The 17218-nt window shown below is 62.1% G+C and carries 16 protein-coding genes; 10 read left to right on the top strand and 6 right to left on the bottom strand.

The features are described from left to right. The first annotated feature begins 128 nt into the window (after window positions 1-128). The gene (locus tag Q7C30_RS07945) at window positions 129-1016 is read left to right on the top strand and encodes an NAD(P)-dependent oxidoreductase (RefSeq protein WP_317871196.1); all 888 of its coding nucleotides are present in this window, start codon (window positions 129-131) and stop codon (window positions 1014-1016) included. Here Q7C30_RS07945 and Q7C30_RS07940 read toward each other — a convergent pair. The 3 genes from Q7C30_RS07940 to rapA form a co-directional block, all read right to left on the bottom strand. Further along, window positions 916-3180 carry an EAL domain-containing protein gene (locus Q7C30_RS07940; protein ID WP_317871195.1) on the bottom strand — a complete coding sequence of 755 codons (2265 nt, stop codon included), beginning with the start codon at window positions 3178-3180 and terminating at the stop codon, window positions 916-918. The two genes, Q7C30_RS07945 and Q7C30_RS07940, sit on opposite strands and share 101 nt — an antisense overlap. A gap of 187 nt (window positions 3181-3367) precedes the next feature. Further along, on the bottom strand, window positions 3368-3997 hold the full coding sequence (locus tag Q7C30_RS07935) for a hypothetical protein (RefSeq protein WP_317871194.1): 630 nt from the start codon (window positions 3995-3997) through the stop codon (window positions 3368-3370). A gap of 71 nt (window positions 3998-4068) precedes the next feature. After that, window positions 4069-6915 (bottom strand): RNA polymerase-associated protein RapA, encoded by a 2847-nt coding sequence (rapA, locus tag Q7C30_RS07930; RefSeq protein WP_317871193.1) that lies wholly within the window; start codon window positions 6913-6915, stop codon window positions 4069-4071. A 118-nt stretch (window positions 6916-7033) separates the two neighbouring features. Here rapA and Q7C30_RS07925 point away from each other — a divergent pair, with 118 nt between their 5' ends. The 7 genes from Q7C30_RS07925 to Q7C30_RS07895 all read left to right on the top strand — a co-directional run bounded on the left by Q7C30_RS07925 (window position 7034) and on the right by Q7C30_RS07895 (window position 11898). Continuing rightward, complete coding sequence (locus Q7C30_RS07925) at window positions 7034-7732, top strand: hypothetical protein (protein ID WP_317871192.1); 699 nt, start codon at window positions 7034-7036, stop codon at window positions 7730-7732. Window positions 7733-7841: 109 nt separating this feature from the next. Then, window positions 7842-8180: a hypothetical protein gene (locus Q7C30_RS07920; protein WP_039576006.1), complete on the top strand. Its 339-nt coding sequence runs from the start codon at window positions 7842-7844 to the stop codon at window positions 8178-8180. Window positions 8181-8264: 84 nt separating this feature from the next. Beyond that, on the top strand, window positions 8265-8426 hold the full coding sequence (locus Q7C30_RS07915) for a hypothetical protein (protein WP_317871191.1): 162 nt from the start codon (window positions 8265-8267) through the stop codon (window positions 8424-8426). A 133-nt stretch (window positions 8427-8559) separates the two neighbouring features. After that, entirely contained in the window at window positions 8560-8670 is a 111-nt protein-coding gene (gene ccoM / locus Q7C30_RS07910; protein WP_029613199.1) for a cytochrome c oxidase subunit CcoM, read from the top strand. A gap of 165 nt (window positions 8671-8835) precedes the next feature. Continuing rightward, the gene (locus Q7C30_RS07905; RefSeq protein WP_317871190.1) at window positions 8836-10824 is read left to right on the top strand and encodes an FUSC family protein; all 1989 of its coding nucleotides are present in this window, start codon (window positions 8836-8838) and stop codon (window positions 10822-10824) included. Continuing rightward, the gene (locus tag Q7C30_RS07900) at window positions 10811-11017 is read left to right on the top strand and encodes a DUF1656 domain-containing protein (protein ID WP_029613197.1); all 207 of its coding nucleotides are present in this window, start codon (window positions 10811-10813) and stop codon (window positions 11015-11017) included. Before Q7C30_RS07905 ends, Q7C30_RS07900 begins: the two co-directional genes overlap by 14 nt. Before the next feature lie 11 nt (window positions 11018-11028). Next, window positions 11029-11898, top strand: a complete 870-nt coding sequence (locus Q7C30_RS07895) for an HlyD family secretion protein (RefSeq protein ID WP_029613196.1) — start codon at window positions 11029-11031, stop codon at window positions 11896-11898. Between the two features lie 31 nt (window positions 11899-11929). Here the strand turns inward: Q7C30_RS07895 and Q7C30_RS07890 are convergent, their stop codons facing one another. Next, window positions 11930-13126 (bottom strand): GAF domain-containing sensor histidine kinase, encoded by a 1197-nt coding sequence (locus tag Q7C30_RS07890; protein ID WP_317871189.1) that lies wholly within the window; start codon window positions 13124-13126, stop codon window positions 11930-11932. A 200-nt stretch (window positions 13127-13326) separates the two neighbouring features. Between Q7C30_RS07890 and Q7C30_RS07885 the strand changes: the two genes are divergently transcribed. After that, window positions 13327-13650: a DUF2025 family protein gene (locus tag Q7C30_RS07885; protein WP_116887721.1), complete on the top strand. Its 324-nt coding sequence runs from the start codon at window positions 13327-13329 to the stop codon at window positions 13648-13650. Between the two features lie 8 nt (window positions 13651-13658). On the opposite strand, the gene Q7C30_RS07880 is transcribed toward Q7C30_RS07885, so the two are convergent. Then, on the bottom strand, window positions 13659-14726 hold the full coding sequence (locus Q7C30_RS07880) for a diguanylate cyclase (RefSeq protein WP_317871188.1): 1068 nt from the start codon (window positions 14724-14726) through the stop codon (window positions 13659-13661). A gap of 165 nt (window positions 14727-14891) precedes the next feature. Here Q7C30_RS07880 and Q7C30_RS07875 point away from each other — a divergent pair, with 165 nt between their 5' ends. Further along, a complete protein-coding gene (locus Q7C30_RS07875) occupies window positions 14892-15914 on the top strand; it encodes an MBL fold metallo-hydrolase (RefSeq protein ID WP_317871187.1) in 1023 nt (340 codons plus the stop codon). Window positions 15915-15917: 3 nt separating this feature from the next. Here the strand turns inward: Q7C30_RS07875 and Q7C30_RS07870 are convergent, their stop codons facing one another. Next, the gene (locus tag Q7C30_RS07870) at window positions 15918-16811 is read right to left on the bottom strand and encodes a formate/nitrite transporter family protein (RefSeq protein WP_317871186.1); all 894 of its coding nucleotides are present in this window, start codon (window positions 16809-16811) and stop codon (window positions 15918-15920) included. Between the last annotated feature and the right edge of the window lie 407 nt (window positions 16812-17218).

Genomic DNA, 17218 nt, shown 5'->3' with positions numbered 1-17218 from the left:
TTCGCGGGTTGGGTTACAGTAGCTGTAGGTAACAAAAGAGGTTCGACGGTGCCGTTGCGGTAACAGTTTACGCCATGCGTAATGCCGGCCCGGCCTTTCGTCTATATCGAATATGTCTGGAGTCGTCCATGAGCACAGCCATGCCAACCCTCGGATTTGCCGGAATCGGCTTGATGGGACTGCCGATGTGCCACCGGCTACTCGCCGCAGGCTATTCGCTGACGGTATGGAATCGCAGCGCGCACAAGTGCGCGGAGTTGGTCGCTGCAGGAGCTCGACTGGCCGAAAGTCCGGCAGCACTGTGCCGTGACAGCGATGTGGTGATGCTGTGTCTGGCCGACACGGCGGTTGTGCGCGAAGTCGTATTCGCAGAGCAGGGTGTGGCCTGCGGTGCAAAGCCAGGTCAGTTGCTGGTCGATTTGTCCAGCCTGGAGCCCGGCGCCACCCGTGAAATGGCCGCCGCACTGGCGGCGCGTTGTGGCATGGCCTGGCTTGACGCTCCAGTGTCCGGCGGCACTGCGGGTGCACAAGCCGGAACCTTGGCGATCATGGTCGGTGGCGAGGCGGCCGATCTGGCGCGCGTGCGCGCAGTGCTGCTCACCCTCGGCCAACGCGTCACGCACATGGGCGGCGTGGGGGCCGGCCAGGTGACCAAGGCCTGTAATCAGATGATCGTCGCCTGCAATGCCCTGGTGATCGCTGAGGTGGTGGCGCTGGCTGAACGCTCCGGGGTCGATGCCAGCTTCATCGCCCAAGCCTTGGCCGGCGGTTTTGCCGATTCGCGACCCTTGCAGATACTCGCCCCACAAATGGCGCAGAGCCAGTATTCGCCGGTCAAATGGCATGTACGCACCTTGCTCAAGGATCTCGATACGGCGGTGAAGCTGTCCCGCGAACAAGGCTCGGCGACGCCGATCACCGGCCTCGCCGCGCAATTGATGCGCCTGCACGGCGGCCAGGGACATCTGCAGGACGACCCTGCAACCCTGGTCGAGCTGTTTCGCACTCGCCCATGACCGTGCTGTCCATGCGATCCAGCCGCTCCAGCACGGCCGGTAACTCGCTCAGTGCCACGGGGCGACTGAGCAGGAAGCCCTGAGCGAAGTCGCAGCCCTGGGTCGCCAGGAAGGCCAGTTGCTCATCGGTCTCCACGCCCTCGGTCACCACCTGCAAGTGCAGGGTGTGCGCCATGATCAGAATCGCCTGGACGATCTCGCGGTCCTGCTGGCTACCCGGTACGTCCTGGATGAACGAACGATCGATCTTCAACACATCCAGCGGTAGGCGTTTGAGGTAGGCGAGCGACGAATAGCCGGTGCCGAAATCGTCGATCGACAGCCCCACGCCCTGGCCACGGATGCGCTTGAGCAGATTGATGGTGCGGTGGATGTCGCCCATCAGCGCATTTTCCGTGACCTCAAGTTCCAGTTGGCGGGCAGCCAGGCCGGCCTGCAACAAGGCCATCTCGACATCGCTGGCCAGTTCCTCACGGCCAAGGGTGACTGCCGAGCAATTGACCGTGACCTTAAGATGTCCATAGCCACGCCGAGTGAGGTCGGCCAGGTCCTGACAGGCGCGCTGCAGCACCCACTGGTCGAGCTCGGCGATCAGTCCGTTGGCCTCGGCGATGGCGATGAAACGGTCAGGGCCGATCAGGCCCTGTTGCGGATGGTGCCAGCGCACCAGTGCTTCGAGCTTGGCCACGCGGGCGTCGTGCAGATCGAAGATCGGCTGGTAGTACACGCACAGCCCGCGTTCCTCGAGCAATGCCACGCGCAGTTCTTCCTCAAGCTGCAGTTCGAGAGTGGCCCGGGTCTTCAAGCTGCTGTTGAAGAAGTTCAGGTTGTTGCGCCCGCCATCCTTGGATTGATAAAGCGCCAGATCGGCATTTTTCAGCAGTTCCTCACCACTGCGGCCATCATCCGGGAAAATGCTGATGCCGATGCTGGTAGTCATGACCATGCGCCGCCCACCCAGGTCGATGGGCTCCTTCATGCGCTGCATGATCCGCTGGCCGAGTTTGCGCGCTTCGTCACGGTTGTGCAGGCTGGTGACGATGCAGAACTCGTCGCCGCCAAAGCGTGCCACCAAGTCCTGACTGCGGGTCGCTGCCCGGATATGGGCGGCGATCACCTTGAGCAACTCATCGCCGGCGGCGTGGCCGAGGCTGTCGTTGATGCGCTTGAAGTGATCGATGTCGAGAAACATCACCGCCAGCAGGCTTTCTGTGACCGCGTGCTCGGCCAGGCGCTCGGCAAAGACCTGGTTGAAGCCCCTGCGATTGACCAGATTGGTCAAGGCGTCGTAGTGAGCGGCTTGCTGCAGCGAAACCCGGGCCTGGTCGAGTTGACTGAGCAGCACATTCACCCTGCGCAGGTCGTGCTCCTTGCTCTGCAGCTTCTTGTCGGCCAGTGCTGCGCTGATGCTGCTGGCGCTGATCAGCAGGGTGATGAAACCGATGCTCAGGCCCAGTTGCAAGCTGTTGTCGGCGGAGGGCAGTTGGGCAGCGTCGCCCTCGGCAATCACCAGCGACAGTGCGGCCATTCCCGTGTAGTGGGTGAATACGATGCCTGCCGCCATGATCAGGGCTGCCCCATACTTCATCGCCAAGTGCCGCGTACCACTGCCGCTGCCCAGGTAGCGAGTGACCCACACCGCCACCAGGCTGGTGACCACGGCAATACCCAGCGAGGCCACCACCAGCGGGGTCTGATAGTACTGTCGAGCGCTGGTCTGCAGGGCCGCCATGCCGACGTAATGCATGACGCCGATACCCAAACCAATGGCCAATGCCGCCTGGAGGTAATGGCGCGGTTGCATGTGCAACCGATCCAGCTGGTTCATTGCCAACCAGGCGGCGATCAAAGCTATGAACAAGGAAAGCGCTGTCAACGTCATGTCGTAATGCACTTCCAGCGGTGGCTGGTAGGCCAGCAGGCTGATGAAGTGCATGGCCCATATGCCGCTGGCCAGACAGCAGGCGCCCAGGCCTTTCCATTGGCGACGCGCGCGTGGCTCCTCGCTGTTGATCTGTCGATCAGCCATGTCCAGGGTGGCGAAACAGGCTGCGCCGGCGACCACATAGGCGAGCACGACAAGGAAAGGGTTGTGATGACAGTCGAGGACAACCTGTCCGTGCGCCGGCAGCTCGGCGAATAGTTGAAGTCCCAGCCACTCCATTGCCTGTCTCTTCGTCGAGTACGCAGGGGTCCTCTGCGCTCATGGAGAAGACCATCGAGCCGTGAGTATAGGAAAGGTGCTGACCGCGTTCCTGATTGATGGCGATTTGATTTCAATTATTTGGGCATTTGCCATATAGCCGATGGCTATATGTCAGCCCAAGCAGCAGGCTGGAGACGATCCCAGGCTATCGGTCGATGGTGGAGGAACGGTCGAAATGCAAGGTGACCAACCTGGCCTCATCATCCTTGTCGAAGCGCACGCTCACGCCGTACACGTCGTGCAGCAGGCGCGTGGCGTCGAGGTACTCATCCTTGACCACGGAACTGCCACGACCGGCGGAACTGCGCGTCATGCCCACATTGATCAGCACTCGTGCGTAAGGGTCATCGGTATCTGGGACGTAGCGATGAGCCACCTCAGCGTCGTGACCGATAATGTCGTAGCGCGTGACGCTGTCTACCGCGTTGAGGTAGTGCCTGGAGGTGAGTACGTAAGCCTTGTTCGAGGAGTAGTCGACCGTGCCGTCGAGGTAGGGGTTGTCGCGGTTGTCGTTGAACGTCACTTCACCCTTGGCGAGGGCGATCAGATACTTCAGGTCTTCGGCTTGGCAGAAAAAGTGTCCTGTTTTTTCGCTGATAGCCGTACGCCCTGCGCTCAGCCACAGAGGCGAATAACGCTTGCCGCCCATTTCCACAGCCAGTTGGTAGTTGCGCAATACCCGTTCTTCCTGGAACAGGCCGTAGTACCCCGCTACCAGGCAGCCAATGGCCAGTAGCGCTGCAATGACCAACAGTTTGGCAAAGGTCCTGAACATCTTCATTCCACGATGGACGGGTGGCGAGGCGTCCCCTCGCCAGCTTGGCCGAGGGGAGCGCGGTACGGATGTCAGCCGGCGACCAGCACGCGAATCGCTTCCAGGCGCAGAGCGGCCTTGTCGAGCATTGCCAGACCCTGCTCGCGCTGCAGGCGCAGCGCATCGATCTCGCTGTCACGCACGCTCGGGTTGACCGCCTTGAGCGCGGTCAGGCGTGCCAGTTCCTCGTCGGCCTCGGCACTCAGGCGGCGTTGCGCTTCGGCGACGCGCTCATCATGGACCGGCAGTACCTTGGCTTCGCCAGCGGCGATGCGCTTGGCCAGCACCTCACGCTGGGCCTGGATGAACTTGTTGGCGCTGGCCCTGGGCACGCTTTCGAGCTGGTCGTTGAGTGTTTCGAAGGCCACCCGCGCCGCCAGGTCATTGCCGTTGGCATCGAGCAGACAGCGCAGCGCCGCCGAAGGCAAGTAGCGGCCCAACTGCAGGCTGCGTGGCGCCACCACCTCGCTGACGTACAGCAGTTCGAGCAGCACGGTACCGGGCTTGAGCGCCTTGTTCTTGATCAGCGCTACCGCGGTGTTGCCCATCGAGCCGGACAGCACCAGGTCCATGCCGCCCTGCACCATGGGGTGCTCCCAGGTGAGGAACTGCATGTCCTCGCGCGACAGTGCCTGGCCGCGGTCGTAGGTGATGGTCACCCCTTCGTCGTCGCCCAGTGGGAAGCTGGCATCGAGCATCTTTTCGCTGGGCTTGAGCACCAGCGCGTTCTCGGAATGGTCCTCGCTGTCGATGCCGAAAGCGTCGAACAAGGTTTCCATGTAGATGGGCAGGGCGAACTGGTCGTCCTGCTCGAGAATGGCTTCGACCAGTGCCTCGCCTTCGCCGGCGCCACCGGAGTTGAGCTCCAGCAGGCGGTCGCGCCCCGTGTGCAGCTCGGCTTCCAGGCGCTCGCGCTCGGCGCGGGCCTCAGCGACCAAGGCGTTCCAGGCGCTGCTGTCATTGGCGGCCAGTAACGTCAACAGGCGCGGGCCGAACTGGTGCTGCAAGGCGTTGCCGGTCGGACAGGTATTGAGGAAGGCGTTCAGGCCTTCCTGGTACCACTGGAACAGGCGTTCCTGAGGACTGTCCTGCAGGTACGGGATGTGCAATTGGATGGTGTGCAGTTGACCGATCCGGTCCAGGCGACCGATGCGTTGTTCGAGCAGGTCCGGGTGGGCTGGCAGGTCGAACATCACCAGGTGGTGAGCGAACTGGAAGTTGCGGCCCTCACTGCCGATTTCCGAGCAGATCAACACTTGGGCACCGAATTCCTCGTCGGCGAAATAGGCCGCTGCGCGGTCGCGCTCGAGAATGCTCATGCCTTCGTGGAACACCGTGGCCGGAATACCGGAGCGCACGCGCAGGGCGTCTTCCAGGTCCATGGCGGTTTCGGCATGGGCGCAGATCACCAGCACCTTGGTGCGCTTGAGCATTTTCAGGGTGTCGATCAACCAGTCGACCCGCGGATCGAAACGCCACCAGCGCTCGTCCTCAGCCCCCTCGCCCTGGGCCTGGAACGCCACTTCCGGGTACAGCTCGGCGCGCTCGCCGGCCGGCAGCTCGCTGTACTGTGCGGGATTGGCCAGCGGGTAGGGGTGCAGTTGACGCTCGGGGAAGCCTTGGATCGCCGCGCGGGTGTTGCGGAACAACACGCGACCGGTGCCGTGACGGTCGAGCAGTTCGCGGATCAGCCGCGCGCTGGCCTGGGTGTCGCCATCGGCCACGGCTGCCAGCAGGGCTTCGCCTTCGGCGCCGAGGAAATTGTGGATGGTGGCATGGGCCTTGGGCGACAGGCGGCCTTCGTCGAGCAGTTCCTGAACCGCCTCGGCCACCGGACGATAATGTTCGCTCTCGGCGCGGAACGCGGCCAAGTCGTGGAAGCGGTTGGGATCGAGCAGGCGCAGACGCGCGAAGTGGCTGTCCTGACCCAGTTGCTCGGGAGTGGCGGTGAGCAGCAAAACGCCGGGAATGACTTCGGCCAGTTGCTCGACCAGCGCATACTCGGCGCTGGCCTGCTCCTCATGCCACACCAGGTGGTGGGCTTCGTCGACCACCATCAGGTCCCAGCCCGCCGCGAACAGCGCATCCTGAGCCTTCTCGTCGTCGACCAGCCACTCCAGTGCCACCAGCGCAAGCTGGGCGTCTTCGAACGGGTTGCTGGCATCGCTTTCGATGAAACGCTCGGCATCGAACAGCGCCACCTGCAAGTTGAAGCGTCGGCGCATTTCCACCAGCCACTGGTGCTGCAGGTTCTCCGGCACCAGGATCAGCACGCGGCTGGCTCGGCCGGACAGCAGTTGGCGATGGATCACCAGACCGGCTTCGATGGTCTTGCCCAGGCCGACTTCGTCGGCCAGCAACACACGCGGTGCGATACGGTCGGCCACTTCGCGGGCGATATGCAATTGGTGGGCGATCGGCTGGGCGCGGCAGCCGCCCAGGCCCCAGAGCGGGGAGAGCAACTGCTTGCTGTTGTGCTGCAGGGTGTTGTAACGCAGCGAGAACCACGACAGCGGGTCGATCTGGCCGGCGAACAAGCGGTCGCTGGCCAGACGGAACTGAATGAAGTTCGACAGTTGCGTTTCCGGCAAGGTACGGGGCTGGTTCTGCCCGTCCAGACCGTGATACACCAGCAGGCCATCGACATCATCGACCTCTTGCACGGTGAGCTTCCAGCCGTCGAAATGGGTGATCTGGTCACCTGGCGAGAAGCGCACGCGGGTCAACGGTGCGTTGCGCAGGGCGTATTGACGGGTATCGCCCGTGGCCGGATAAAGCACGGTCAGCAGGCGGCCATCCTGCGCCAGGATGGTTCCCAGGCCGAGCTCCGCTTCGCTGTCGCTGATCCAGCGTTGCCCCGGTTGATACTGCTGCGCCATACTGCCGAACTCCCGCGATGAAAAAAACGGCCCATCTTAACGGATCGCCCGGGCGGACCAAAGCGTTCAGCCACTTCATCGACGAATCCTGTCTTGCCGACGAGGGCCGTGCGCCAACATGCCTGTCACCCACCGCTGGTTGAATCTTTCCCTGGCCCTGGGCAGCCTGGCCCTGGTCGCTGCCTGCGAGCAGAAGAAGAGTTTCGAAATCCTGGCCCCGTTGCCGGTCGACCAGCTCCAGGCGCTGGACGTGCAGTCGCCGCTCAAGAGCGTTCATTTCCGCGACCGTGAGGGCGAGGGGCTGCTGGTACTGAGTCGGCTGGACGGCCAGGCCGTCGAGCCGGGCAGCGAGCAAGAAGTGGACAAGGTGGTGCTCAAGGCCACGCTGTATGGCCGTGACAACGACCGTGAGGCGTTCAAGCCGCGTTGGCAGATCGATCAGCAGACCACCTGTCCGGGGCTCGACCTGGATGTCGACTTCTACACCGATGTCAGCGATGTCACGGACCTGGACAACAACGGTATCGCCGAAGTCACCGTGGCCAGCCACGCGTTCTGCGGCGGTGGCATCGACCCGCACGACATCACCATCGAGATGCATCAGGGCCAGGCGGTCTACGGTATCCACGGTCAGTCGCTGATCAGCCCCGCAGGCGAGGAGCCGATCGGCGGCGAGCGCGAAGACAGTGCCTCGCTCAAGGATGCGCCGCCCGTGCTGCGTGAGCACCTGGATGCGGTCTGGCAGCAGGTCTATAAACGTCCCTGGAGCGACGCTAGCGGCCCGGTCGACGATGATTCCGATGACGACAGCGAGTAAGCGCGGTCTACACTCCACACGTGACCTGTGACAGGCCGCACAAACCTGTGTAGCTGCGCTCAAGGCGATTGCCAGTTGGCCGATAAAGGGGCTACAGGAGAACCGACCCATGCTGCTGCCTATCGTACCGCTCAGTGCTGCCCCCGTGACCTCGCAACACGACCCGGTCAAGCCGACGCCGGACATTCCTCCGGTGGTGCCGGCTCAGCCTGCCTCCAGTGATGGCACCATCGACCTGCGGCATCAGCGCGATCCCGAGGAGCAGGCCTACCTGCTGCGCGAAGAACAGCGCCGTCAGCAGCAGCGTCGTGAGCAGCGCCGCCAGGACGACCAGACCGATCTCTACAGCGCCATGCCAGGCGATGAACTCAACGCCGACAATACCGTGCCGGTCGCGCCGCTGGGTGAGCGCCCCCGGCAGGGCCTGCTGGTGGATATCGAGATCTGACGACACCTGCGTGCAGTGTCTGTCTTGAAACCCGCTGCTTGCAGCCCCCATCATGGACACATCCGCTGTCATCCGAGCCTGCCCATGAGCCAAGACAACCTCATCGACTTCGGCGCCGAGCGCGCCAAACGCATTCACGACATCAAGGACAAGCGCCTGGACGACATGCGCCAGGCCTTCGAGCAGGCCATGCCCCTGGCTCCGTCCAAAAAGAAGAAAAGCAAAGGCAAGCCCAAGAAGCGCTGAAAACTGATGCAGGTCAACCCTGCACCCCCTCCTGTGCCCGGTCCCGGGCAGCATTGACCCCGATCAATTTTCCCTGCCGTCGCTTTGGTTACCTTGGCCACATCGGACAACGGCAACGGGCAGGGAGGCCGACATGTTTTTCGACAACGTGGTGATCGCCGGTGTGGTGACGGTCGGATTGATGGTGGTGTTCTTTGCCGGTCTAGGGATTTTCATCTGGAAGGATGCGAACAAGCGCAAGTAGCGCTGATCCTTCCCGATCTACGAGCACGCAAGGCATTTAGGGCGACTTCGGTCGCCCATTTTTTTGTCCATTGCTTAGATGCTTAGCTAGCTAATTGTTTGGTTACACTTTATTCTTGCCGCTGTTGTCTATCGTTCACTCAACAGTCTGTGCAAGGTCCGCTTCGTGCCCATCACCTTTCAGGCCCTGTTCGCGCCCACCGGCCTGGCGCTGAAGTTTGCCGTCAAGACCCTCCTGGGAGGAGGGCTGGCGCTGTGGCTGGCGCTGCGCTGGGGGCTCGAGCAACCCGCGTGGGCGTTGATGACGGCATTCATCGTCGCCCAGCCGCTGTCGGGCATGGTGGTGCAGAAGGGTCTGGCGCGACTGGCTGGCACGCTGGTCGGTACCTTCATGTCAGTGGTGTTCATAGGGCTGTTCGCTCAGACGCCATGGCTATTCCTGTTGGCCTTGGCCCTGTGGCTGGCGTTGTGCACCGCCGCCTCGACCCAACTGCGCAGCGCCTGGGCGTATGCCTTCGTGCTGGCCGGATACACCGTGGCGATCATTGCCCTGCCAGCGATCAATCATCCCCTCCAGGTGTTCGACCAGGCCGTGGCGCGCTGCACCGAGATCTGCCTGGGCATCGTCTGCGCCACACTCAGCAGTGCACTGGTCTGGCCGCTGCGTGTCGAACAGCAGTTGGGCGACCAGGCACGGCAGGCGTGGCGCAGTGGATTGCAGACCGCCAGCGCCATGTTGGGCGGCGAGGATGAAGCACACAAAGGCCTGCTGGACATCCTCGGTCGGGTGGTGGCCATCGATGCGCAGCGCGAGCATGCATGGTTCGAAGGCGCACGAGGACGGCAGCGCGCCAAGGCGATCCGTGGCTTGAGCCAGAAACTGATGGTGTTGCTTCGCCTCTCGCGTTCGGTCCGCCGTCAGTGGCGCCAGCTCGATTCGCCGCAGGCTGCACGATTGGCGCCCTGGCTAGAGGAAGTGCGCAGGCAGCTGGCGAGTCCGGAGTTGGCCAGTCTGCTGCTGTTGCGCCAGCGCATTTGGGATGCGGCCCAGGACGAGGCGATCAGCTCGGCGGAACACTTCTGCCTGGCGCGCCTGGCCCTGCTGCTGGACTTCGCCATGGCTGCCACCCAAGCCTTGCTGGATATGGAACAAGGGCGCACGCCCAAGGATGTCTCCCAGGGGCTCGCCGTTCACCGTGACCTGACCCTGGCGCTGCTTTTTGGCTCACGCAGTGCGCTGGCCTTTCTGGTGATGAGCAGCTTCTGGCTGGCAACGGCCTGGCCTTCGGCGCCGGGTGGTCTGGTGCTGACCTGTGTGGTCTGCAGCTTGTTCGCCAGTCGTGAGAACGGTGCCCAGATTGGCCTGAGTTTCCTGCGCGGCATTCTGCTGGCGATTCCCACGGCATTTTTCGTCGGGCAGATCCTGTTGCCGCAATGGAGCAGTTTTGCCCTGCTGGCCCTGGCCATGGGCGTGCCGCTGTTCTTCGCTGCGCTGGGCATGGCGCATCCGCGCACCGGACCCACGGCTACCGCGTTCTGCCTGCATTTCATCGTGCTGGTCGGGCCTGCCAACGTCATGCATTACGACGTGGCGACGTTGCTCAACAGTGCCCTGGCCATGCTGGTCGGTGTGTCGGCGGCGGTGCTGGCCTTTCGTCTGGTGGTGCTGCGTCATCCGAAGTGGTTGGGGCGGCGGTTGCGTTCTGCTACCCAGAGCGATCTGGTGCGCTTGACCCACCGTGACCTGCGCGGCGCCGACAGTTGGTTCGGCGGACGCATGGCCGATCGTCTGATGCAACTGGCGCGTCATGCCAGTGAGCTGCCGGAGGTCGAGCGCAAGCGCTGGGACGATGGCCTGCTGGGGCTGGATATCGGCGATGAACTGGTGCACCTGCGCATGTGCCTGGCGGTGGCCCAGGCACCCTTGGCCGGCGCCGAGCGCCAGTATCTGCAGCAGTTGGAGGCGGTGTTGGCCAGCGGTCCGGCACCGGGTCGCGGGCAGCGCCTGGATGCGCCCAGCGAAGTCTTCATCGAAGCCTTGCGTGGCCAACCGTCGAGTGATCCCTTGCGCCTGGCTATCGGGGCAGTGGCGCAATTGCAGAAGAGCTGGCACCAGTGGTGCCGCTGGCAGGAGGAGATTCATGGGCTTGCGTGAATGGGCGTTGGGTGGCGTGCTGCTCAGCCCGTTTCTGATCTACGTGTTGCTGGCGCTGGCGCTAACCGGCGCACTACGCCTGCTGGTTCAGGTCACCTCGCTGGGGCGTTGGATCTGGCATGAAGCATTGTTCGATGCGGCACTGTTCGTCTGCGTGCTGTCGTTGCTGGTACATCTGTTAGGACCTTTGTAAGGAGTCAATCCATGCGTGCAGCGGTACGTACCTTGGTCACCCTGTGCGTGGTGGCCATCGCGGTGTTCGCCGGTTATCGGCTCTGGCAGTACTACATGCTCACACCCTGGACCCGCGATGCGCGGGTCAGAGCCGACGTCGTGGTGATTGCCCCGGATGTATCCGGTTGGGTGCGCGAGTTGAAGGTAAGGGACAACCAGCCGGTCGAGGCCGGTGAGCTCCTGATGTCCATCGACCGCGAACGTTTCCAGGCCGCGTTCGACCAGGCCAGCGCGGTCACCGACACCCGTGCCCAGCAATTGCGCCTGCGCGAGCGTGAGGCAGCGCGGCGCGTGGCGCTGGGGCCAGAAGCGATCAGCGCCGAGCTGCGCGAGAATGCTCAGATCAATGCCGCCATCGCCCGCGGCGAGTTGCACGAAGCTCAGGCACAACTGCAGGTGGCGAGAATCAATCTGGCCCGCAGCGAAGTCCGCGCACCGCGCAGCGGCCATATCACCAATTTGCGCCTGGCCCAAGGCAACTACGTCAATGCCGGTCAATCGGTGATGGCCTTGGTCGACGACTCGACGTTCTACATACAGGCGTATTTCGAAGAAACCAAACTGCCGCGGATCAAGGTCGGTGATCCGGTGAAGGTCTGGCTGATGGGAGCAGGGGAGGCCATGCGCGGCCATGTGCAGAGCATCAGTCGAGGCATCACGGACCGCAACTCGACGCCAGACGGCCAACTGCTGCCGGAGGTGGAACCTACGTTCAACTGGGTGAGATTGGCCCAGCGTATCCCGGTACGCATCGTTCTGGACGAGTTGCCGGCAGGTGTGACCCTCAGCGCAGGCATGACCGCAAGCGTGCAGGTGCGTGAGGACGAGATCCAGCGCTGAACCGCCTAAGCAGCGTGCCGGCGTCTGTGCTTTAGGAGGCGTTGGCTTGCGTGGGTGCCAGTGGCAGGCGGAAGCTGAATAGCGTGCCGTGCTCGGCACTGGACGACACTTCCATGGAACCCCCGTGGGCCAGGGCGATCTGGTTGGCGATGTACAGGCCTAGACCGAGTCCTTGCTGAGGGGCCGTACTGACCTGACGGGTGAAGGGCTGGAACAGTTGTCCCATGGCCTGCGGCGCGATGGGCTCTCCGGTATTGCGCACGCTCAGCACGAAGGCATCGGGCTGAAGGCTGGCGCAGACCCACACCGGCCCGTCGGGGTCGCCATGCTCCAGGGCATTGGCGATCAGGTTGGAGAGTAGCTGGGTCACCCGTTCGCGGTCGCAGCGCAGGCCTTCGATCGGTCCGATATCCAGCAGGATCCGGCGCTGCGGGTGCACTCGCTGCAGCTCAGACGCTACATGACTCAGGGCTTGAGCAAGGTCTGGGCAAGATTGCAGATTCAAGGGTATGCCAGCGCCGAGGCGTCCACGGGCGAAGTCCAGCACATCGCGCACCAAGTGCGCGGCCCGTCGGCCGCAGGTCAGAATGTGCCGGGCAATGGCCCGGCTTTTCTCGTCGCTCAGGCGCTGGGCAAGCAGTTCGGCGCCTGCGGTGATGGCGAACAGCGGATTGCGCAGGTCATGCCCGAGCACGGCAATGAACTGCTCGCGCACCTCGGCCATGGCGCGCTCCTCACGCAAGGCAAGTTCGGTGCGCTGGACGCTTTCCTCGCTTTCGATCTGTATCGACAACAGGCGCGCGAAAGACGCCATCATCGGTTCTATGGCCGTGCCCTTCAGGCGGGCCGGCTTGGGGTCGAGTGCACAGATGGTGCCGAAGAAGCTGCCATCGGCCCGAATGACCGGTACCGAGATGTAGCTTTCAAAACGGTATTTGCGCCGGGTCGGATGGTTGCAGTAAACGGAGTCTTCGCTGGCCTTGTCGATGACGATCGTCTGCCGGGTGTTATGGATTTCATGGCAGAGGGTGCTGGCGACGTCCAACTCACCCCCGACCTTGAGGCCGAAGCCCAGGTTGTCGAGGACGGCGCAGGCCGTCCAGCTGTCGTCCGTTACCCGTGCCACAGCCGCGAATCGCAGCCCACTGGTCTCGCAGATCACCTGAAGAATCGCGGGCACAGCATTGATCCGCGCAATAGTGGCAAGGTCGGAAGTCACGTCGGTCATAGTGCTTTGCTGATGTCCTCTGGAGTGGTCTTGCAAGCTGGCGATCATCAGTCTAGCGCGCCTTTGGGGGCGCGATGTAAAACCTTGGTACGGGTAGCGCGGGTTGCGGTAGGCTGCGCAGGAAACCACCTGCGCGTTGCCCGTCAGAGGCAACCGTCTGCCTGCGTGCGTTCCTTCCAATTCCTTTGCGAGGTAACGTCATGGCTATCACTTCACAAGATATTTGCAGCGCTGCTGATCAACTCAAGGGTTTTGTCGGCTTTCACCGCAAGCGAGGGGCGTATATCGTGCGTTTCAGCGAAGATGCCTTTGGGATGGACGTCGCCGACGACAGTATCGTCCCGTGCGCCGAATTCGTCTGGCAACCGGCATCGGGTCAGCGCATGGCGCTGTGTCGAGAGCGTCTGGCGCTGCTGTTGGCGCAGCATGTGGACGATCGATTGAACATCGGCGAGCCATTGCGTATTTACCTGCGTCGCACCGATCTACCGGAAATTGTCGCCGAACGCAGCCTGGCGCAGTAAGGGGCGCGTCAGGCCAGCCTGAGCGGCACCACCTCGCGGTGGGCGAAGTTCACCTGATTGCGGCCTTGGTGCTTGGCTGCATAAAGCGCCTTGTCGGCATCCTCCAGCCACTGCTCCGGCGTTTTCAAGCTTTCGTGATAGACCGAGAGGCCGATGCTCAGGCTGATACGCAGTTCCGGTAGCTGCGGGTTGCGATAGGCACTGACTTGCTGGCGCAGACGCTCCATGGCCAGGCCGGCCTGATGCTGGTCGGTATCGGGCAGGATCAGACAGAATTCGTCGCCGCCGTAGCGTCCAGCCAGGTCGTCGGCGCGCAGCAGGTGACGAATCTCCAGACTCAGCTGGCGCAGCACGCAGTCGCCCACCACATGACCGAATGTGTCGTTGATGGCCTTGAAATGATCGATGTCGATCAGTGCGATGACCGCAGGCGTCCGTTGCTGCTGGCACATCTGGAACCTGAGCAGCAGCAGGTCCTTCCATGACCCATGGTTGAGCAGTCCAGTAAGACTGTCGGTGCGGCTCAGTGCGCTGAGCCGTCCCTTGTGCTCGGCCAGCTTGATCGCCAGACGGTAGCAGACCCAACCCAGCGCGACCGGGTACAAGGTCAACATCGGCAGGCAGGCGTAGACCTGCAGCGAGGTCGCCTGCAATTGCAGGCCTGGGCCGAACAGTGCCAAGGCGAGCAGCATGCCGACCACTTGCGCAAGTACACCTCGCAGCAGTAGCCGCTTGCCTCCGGCCGAGACGTTGTTCATGGTCATCATCGATAGGATGGTCACGGTGGGCAGCGGATTGAAGTGAAAGGCTGCTGCCCAGAAGCCTCCTCCCAGCGAGTCGAGCAGCAGGTTGCGCTGCTCGGCGCGATACGGAGCAGGCGAGCGTATGGCCCACTGATACGCCAGGTGTGGCCACACCAGGCCGTTGAACAGCATCAGCAGCCATACCCAAGGCGCTGGATGCAGCGGTGCCATCGCCGCCATGACACTGAACAGGCCAATACCCATGCCGATGATGCGTGGCACGTAGATGCGCCTGACGAAGGAGAGTCCTTTGCCACTTCTGTTGTCTATCATGTCTGTCGTTCTTTTATACAGGCGGCGTTTATCGCATAAGTTGCATGAAGATTGTCGGACAATGATTCATTCATGAAAAATGACCTTACAAGCCAATTCACGGTTACGCGGATCACCGTGAGTTAGGATGACTCCCTTGTGTTTCTTTTTAGAGGGTCTGTTTTCATGAGTGCGATCGATCCTCCGCCAGGTCCGCCGGCACGCTTCAGCGAGGGGCGTTTCCATAATGGTGCCGAGTTGCCCAAGGACGGCATGGGCAAGAAGTTGCGCATCGGCTTGAAGTATCTGCTGCGACGCAAGCCGGCGCACACGCGTCCGGCGGTCATGCCCGACCTGCGACCGATGACTCGCCAGCAGGTGCTGGATGCCCCCGACCGCAGCCTGTGGCGGCTTGGTCACTCCACCGTATTGCTCAAGCTGCGCGGACGCTACTTCATCACCGATCCGGTCTTCGCTGAGCGTGCTTCACCGGTGCAATGGGCGGGGCCGCTGCGCTTTCATCCCGCGCCGCTGCCACTGGAGCAAGTGCCGCCGCTGGCAGCCGTGATTCTTTCCCATGACCATTTCGATCATTTGGACGAGTCTGCTGTGCGCCGGCTGGCGCCGCGCACCGGACGGTTTCTGGCGCCGTTGGGTGTCGGTCAGCGCCTCATCCACTGGGGCGTGCCGCACAACAAGGTGTGTGAGCTTGGCTGGTGGCAAGAGGCTGAGGTAGACGGCGTGCGTTTCATCGCTACCCCTGCTCAGCATTTTTCAGGTCGCGGTCTGTTCGACAGCAACAGCACCCTGTGGGCTTCGTGGGTCATGATCGATGGCGAGCGCCGTGTGTTCTTCAGTGGAGACACAGGTTATTTCGAAGGCTTTCGCGCTATCGGCGAGCGCTATGGTCCATTCGACCTGACGTTGATGGAGACCGGCGCCTATAACGTGGCGTGGCCGAATGTGCACATGCAGCCTGAACAGAGCCTGCAGGCTCATCTGGATGTGCGTGGACGCTGGATGCTGCCGATCCACAATGGCACCTTCGACCTCGCCATGCACAGTTGGCAGGAGCCTTTCGAGCGTATCGTCGCGCTGGCAGCCGCTGCCGGGGTCGACCTGAGTACACCGCAGATGGGCGAGCGGGTCTGCCTCGACAGCCCGCACCACGGGCAGGCGTGGTGGCAACGGACTACGCCTGCCCGTTAAACGTCAATCGTGGCTACGTTGCTTGGCCTCTTCCTGTTCTTCGTCCTTCAGCAACTTCGAGGGGGCTTTACCACTGTCGCTACGCACCTGCGCGTGGCTGATCAGAGCAAAGATGAAACTGCCACCGATGATGTTGCCGGCCAGTGTCGGCAGTGCGAAGTCCAGCCAGAACGTGCGCCAGCTTTCTTCGCCGGCCCATACCAAGTAGGACACTTCCACGGAGCCGACGACGATGTGGGTGAAGTCCCCCAGGGCCATCAGATAGGTGATCATCAGGATGATCCAGATCTTGGCGTGTTCCATCGAGGGAATCATCCACACCATGGTGGCGATCATCCAGCCTGAGACGATGCCCTTGGCGAACATCTGACCCAGGTCGTTGTGCATGACCTTGCGCCCGACTTCCAGGAAGGCCATGTCGGTCTTGGTGTCGAAGATCGGCAGCTCGAGCATCACCCAGGCTACCAGCAAGGTGCCAGCCAGGTTGCCGAGCAGCACCACCGACCACAGGCGCAACAAACGGCCGAAGTTTCCCAGGGTAGGGGCGGTCATTACCGGCAGCACTGCGGTGAGTGTGTTTTCAGTGAACAGTTGCTGGCGTGCCAGGATCACGGCCAGAAAGCCCGCGCTGTAACCGAGACTGGCAATCACCTGGCTGCTTTCACTGTCGGGCAAGCGTGAATAGAGTAAGCCCATCGCCATTAGCGACAAGCCCATGGTCAAGCCCGCTGCCAAGGCCGACCACCAGAGCGCCGCCAAGGTACGCTCCAATTCATGATCGCCCTGGAAGCGGATGATTTCGTGCAATACCGCAGGCCTGGGGGGCTGGTTGTGGCTGACCTCCTGTTCTTCGTCTGCCGACAGTCCTGGGGTCTTCTCGTTTTCCGCCTCGCTCATGATGCGCCTGCTCCAAGGATGTTTCTCTACAGATCGACTGCGCCGCAATTAGTTGCTGGAAGCCTGATGGAGGCCGATAAAACTTTTTTGGATCAAGGTGTTGACTCTGATTTCAAAGCGCGTATTATTCGCCTCCTCGCAGCGATGCACGCAGCGAGACAGGCGGTTAGTTGTTGAGGTTGAAAGCTTTCGAATGAAAGCGTTTCAAAAAAACTTCAAAATAAACGCTTGACACGAAGTAAGGCTGCTGTAGAATGCGCGGCCTCGGTTGAGACGAAACGCTCTTAGCCAAACGCTCTTTAACAAATCGAATCAAGCAATTCGTGTGGGTGCTTGTGAGTACGGACTGATCGTCGCCTAGATTATCAGCATCACAAGTGGCCATGCGAGAAATCACATAGTCATTT

Origin of the sequence: Pseudomonas sp. RAC1, assembly GCF_030658255.1 — a bacterium.
GTDB classification, from domain to species: Bacteria; Pseudomonadota; Gammaproteobacteria; order Pseudomonadales; family Pseudomonadaceae; genus Aquipseudomonas; species Aquipseudomonas boreofloridensis.
The sequence above is the reverse complement of the archived record's forward strand: the minus strand, read 5'-3'. Positions and strand labels throughout refer to the sequence as shown.

What these genes read in the sequence shown, in the direction of transcription:
- ccoM (WP_029613199.1), top strand. Translation starts at nt 8,560, where the DNA reads ATGTTTTTCGACAACGTGGTGATCGCCGGTGTGGTGACGGTCGGATTG.
- Q7C30_RS07920 (WP_039576006.1), top strand. Translation starts at nt 7,842, where the DNA reads ATGCTGCTGCCTATCGTACCGCTCAGTGCTGCCCCCGTGACCTCGCAA.
- Q7C30_RS07900 (WP_029613197.1), top strand. Translation starts at nt 10,811, where the DNA reads ATGGGCTTGCGTGAATGGGCGTTGGGTGGCGTGCTGCTCAGCCCGTTT.
- Q7C30_RS07885 (WP_116887721.1), top strand. Translation starts at nt 13,327, where the DNA reads ATGGCTATCACTTCACAAGATATTTGCAGCGCTGCTGATCAACTCAAG.
- Q7C30_RS07935 (WP_317871194.1), bottom strand. Translation starts at nt 3,997, where the DNA reads ATGTTCAGGACCTTTGCCAAACTGTTGGTCATTGCAGCGCTACTGGCC.
- Q7C30_RS07915 (WP_317871191.1), top strand. Translation starts at nt 8,265, where the DNA reads ATGAGCCAAGACAACCTCATCGACTTCGGCGCCGAGCGCGCCAAACGC.
- Q7C30_RS07945 (WP_317871196.1), top strand. Translation starts at nt 129, where the DNA reads ATGAGCACAGCCATGCCAACCCTCGGATTTGCCGGAATCGGCTTGATG.
- Q7C30_RS07890 (WP_317871189.1), bottom strand. Translation starts at nt 13,126, where the DNA reads ATGACCGACGTGACTTCCGACCTTGCCACTATTGCGCGGATCAATGCT.
- Q7C30_RS07895 (WP_029613196.1), top strand. Translation starts at nt 11,029, where the DNA reads ATGCGTGCAGCGGTACGTACCTTGGTCACCCTGTGCGTGGTGGCCATC.
- Q7C30_RS07875 (WP_317871187.1), top strand. Translation starts at nt 14,892, where the DNA reads ATGAGTGCGATCGATCCTCCGCCAGGTCCGCCGGCACGCTTCAGCGAG.
- rapA (WP_317871193.1), bottom strand. Translation starts at nt 6,915, where the DNA reads ATGGCGCAGCAGTATCAACCGGGGCAACGCTGGATCAGCGACAGCGAA.
- Q7C30_RS07870 (WP_317871186.1), bottom strand. Translation starts at nt 16,811, where the DNA reads ATGAGCGAGGCGGAAAACGAGAAGACCCCAGGACTGTCGGCAGACGAA.
- Q7C30_RS07880 (WP_317871188.1), bottom strand. Translation starts at nt 14,726, where the DNA reads ATGATAGACAACAGAAGTGGCAAAGGACTCTCCTTCGTCAGGCGCATC.
- Q7C30_RS07940 (WP_317871195.1), bottom strand. Translation starts at nt 3,180, where the DNA reads ATGGAGTGGCTGGGACTTCAACTATTCGCCGAGCTGCCGGCGCACGGA.
- Q7C30_RS07925 (WP_317871192.1), top strand. Translation starts at nt 7,034, where the DNA reads ATGCCTGTCACCCACCGCTGGTTGAATCTTTCCCTGGCCCTGGGCAGC.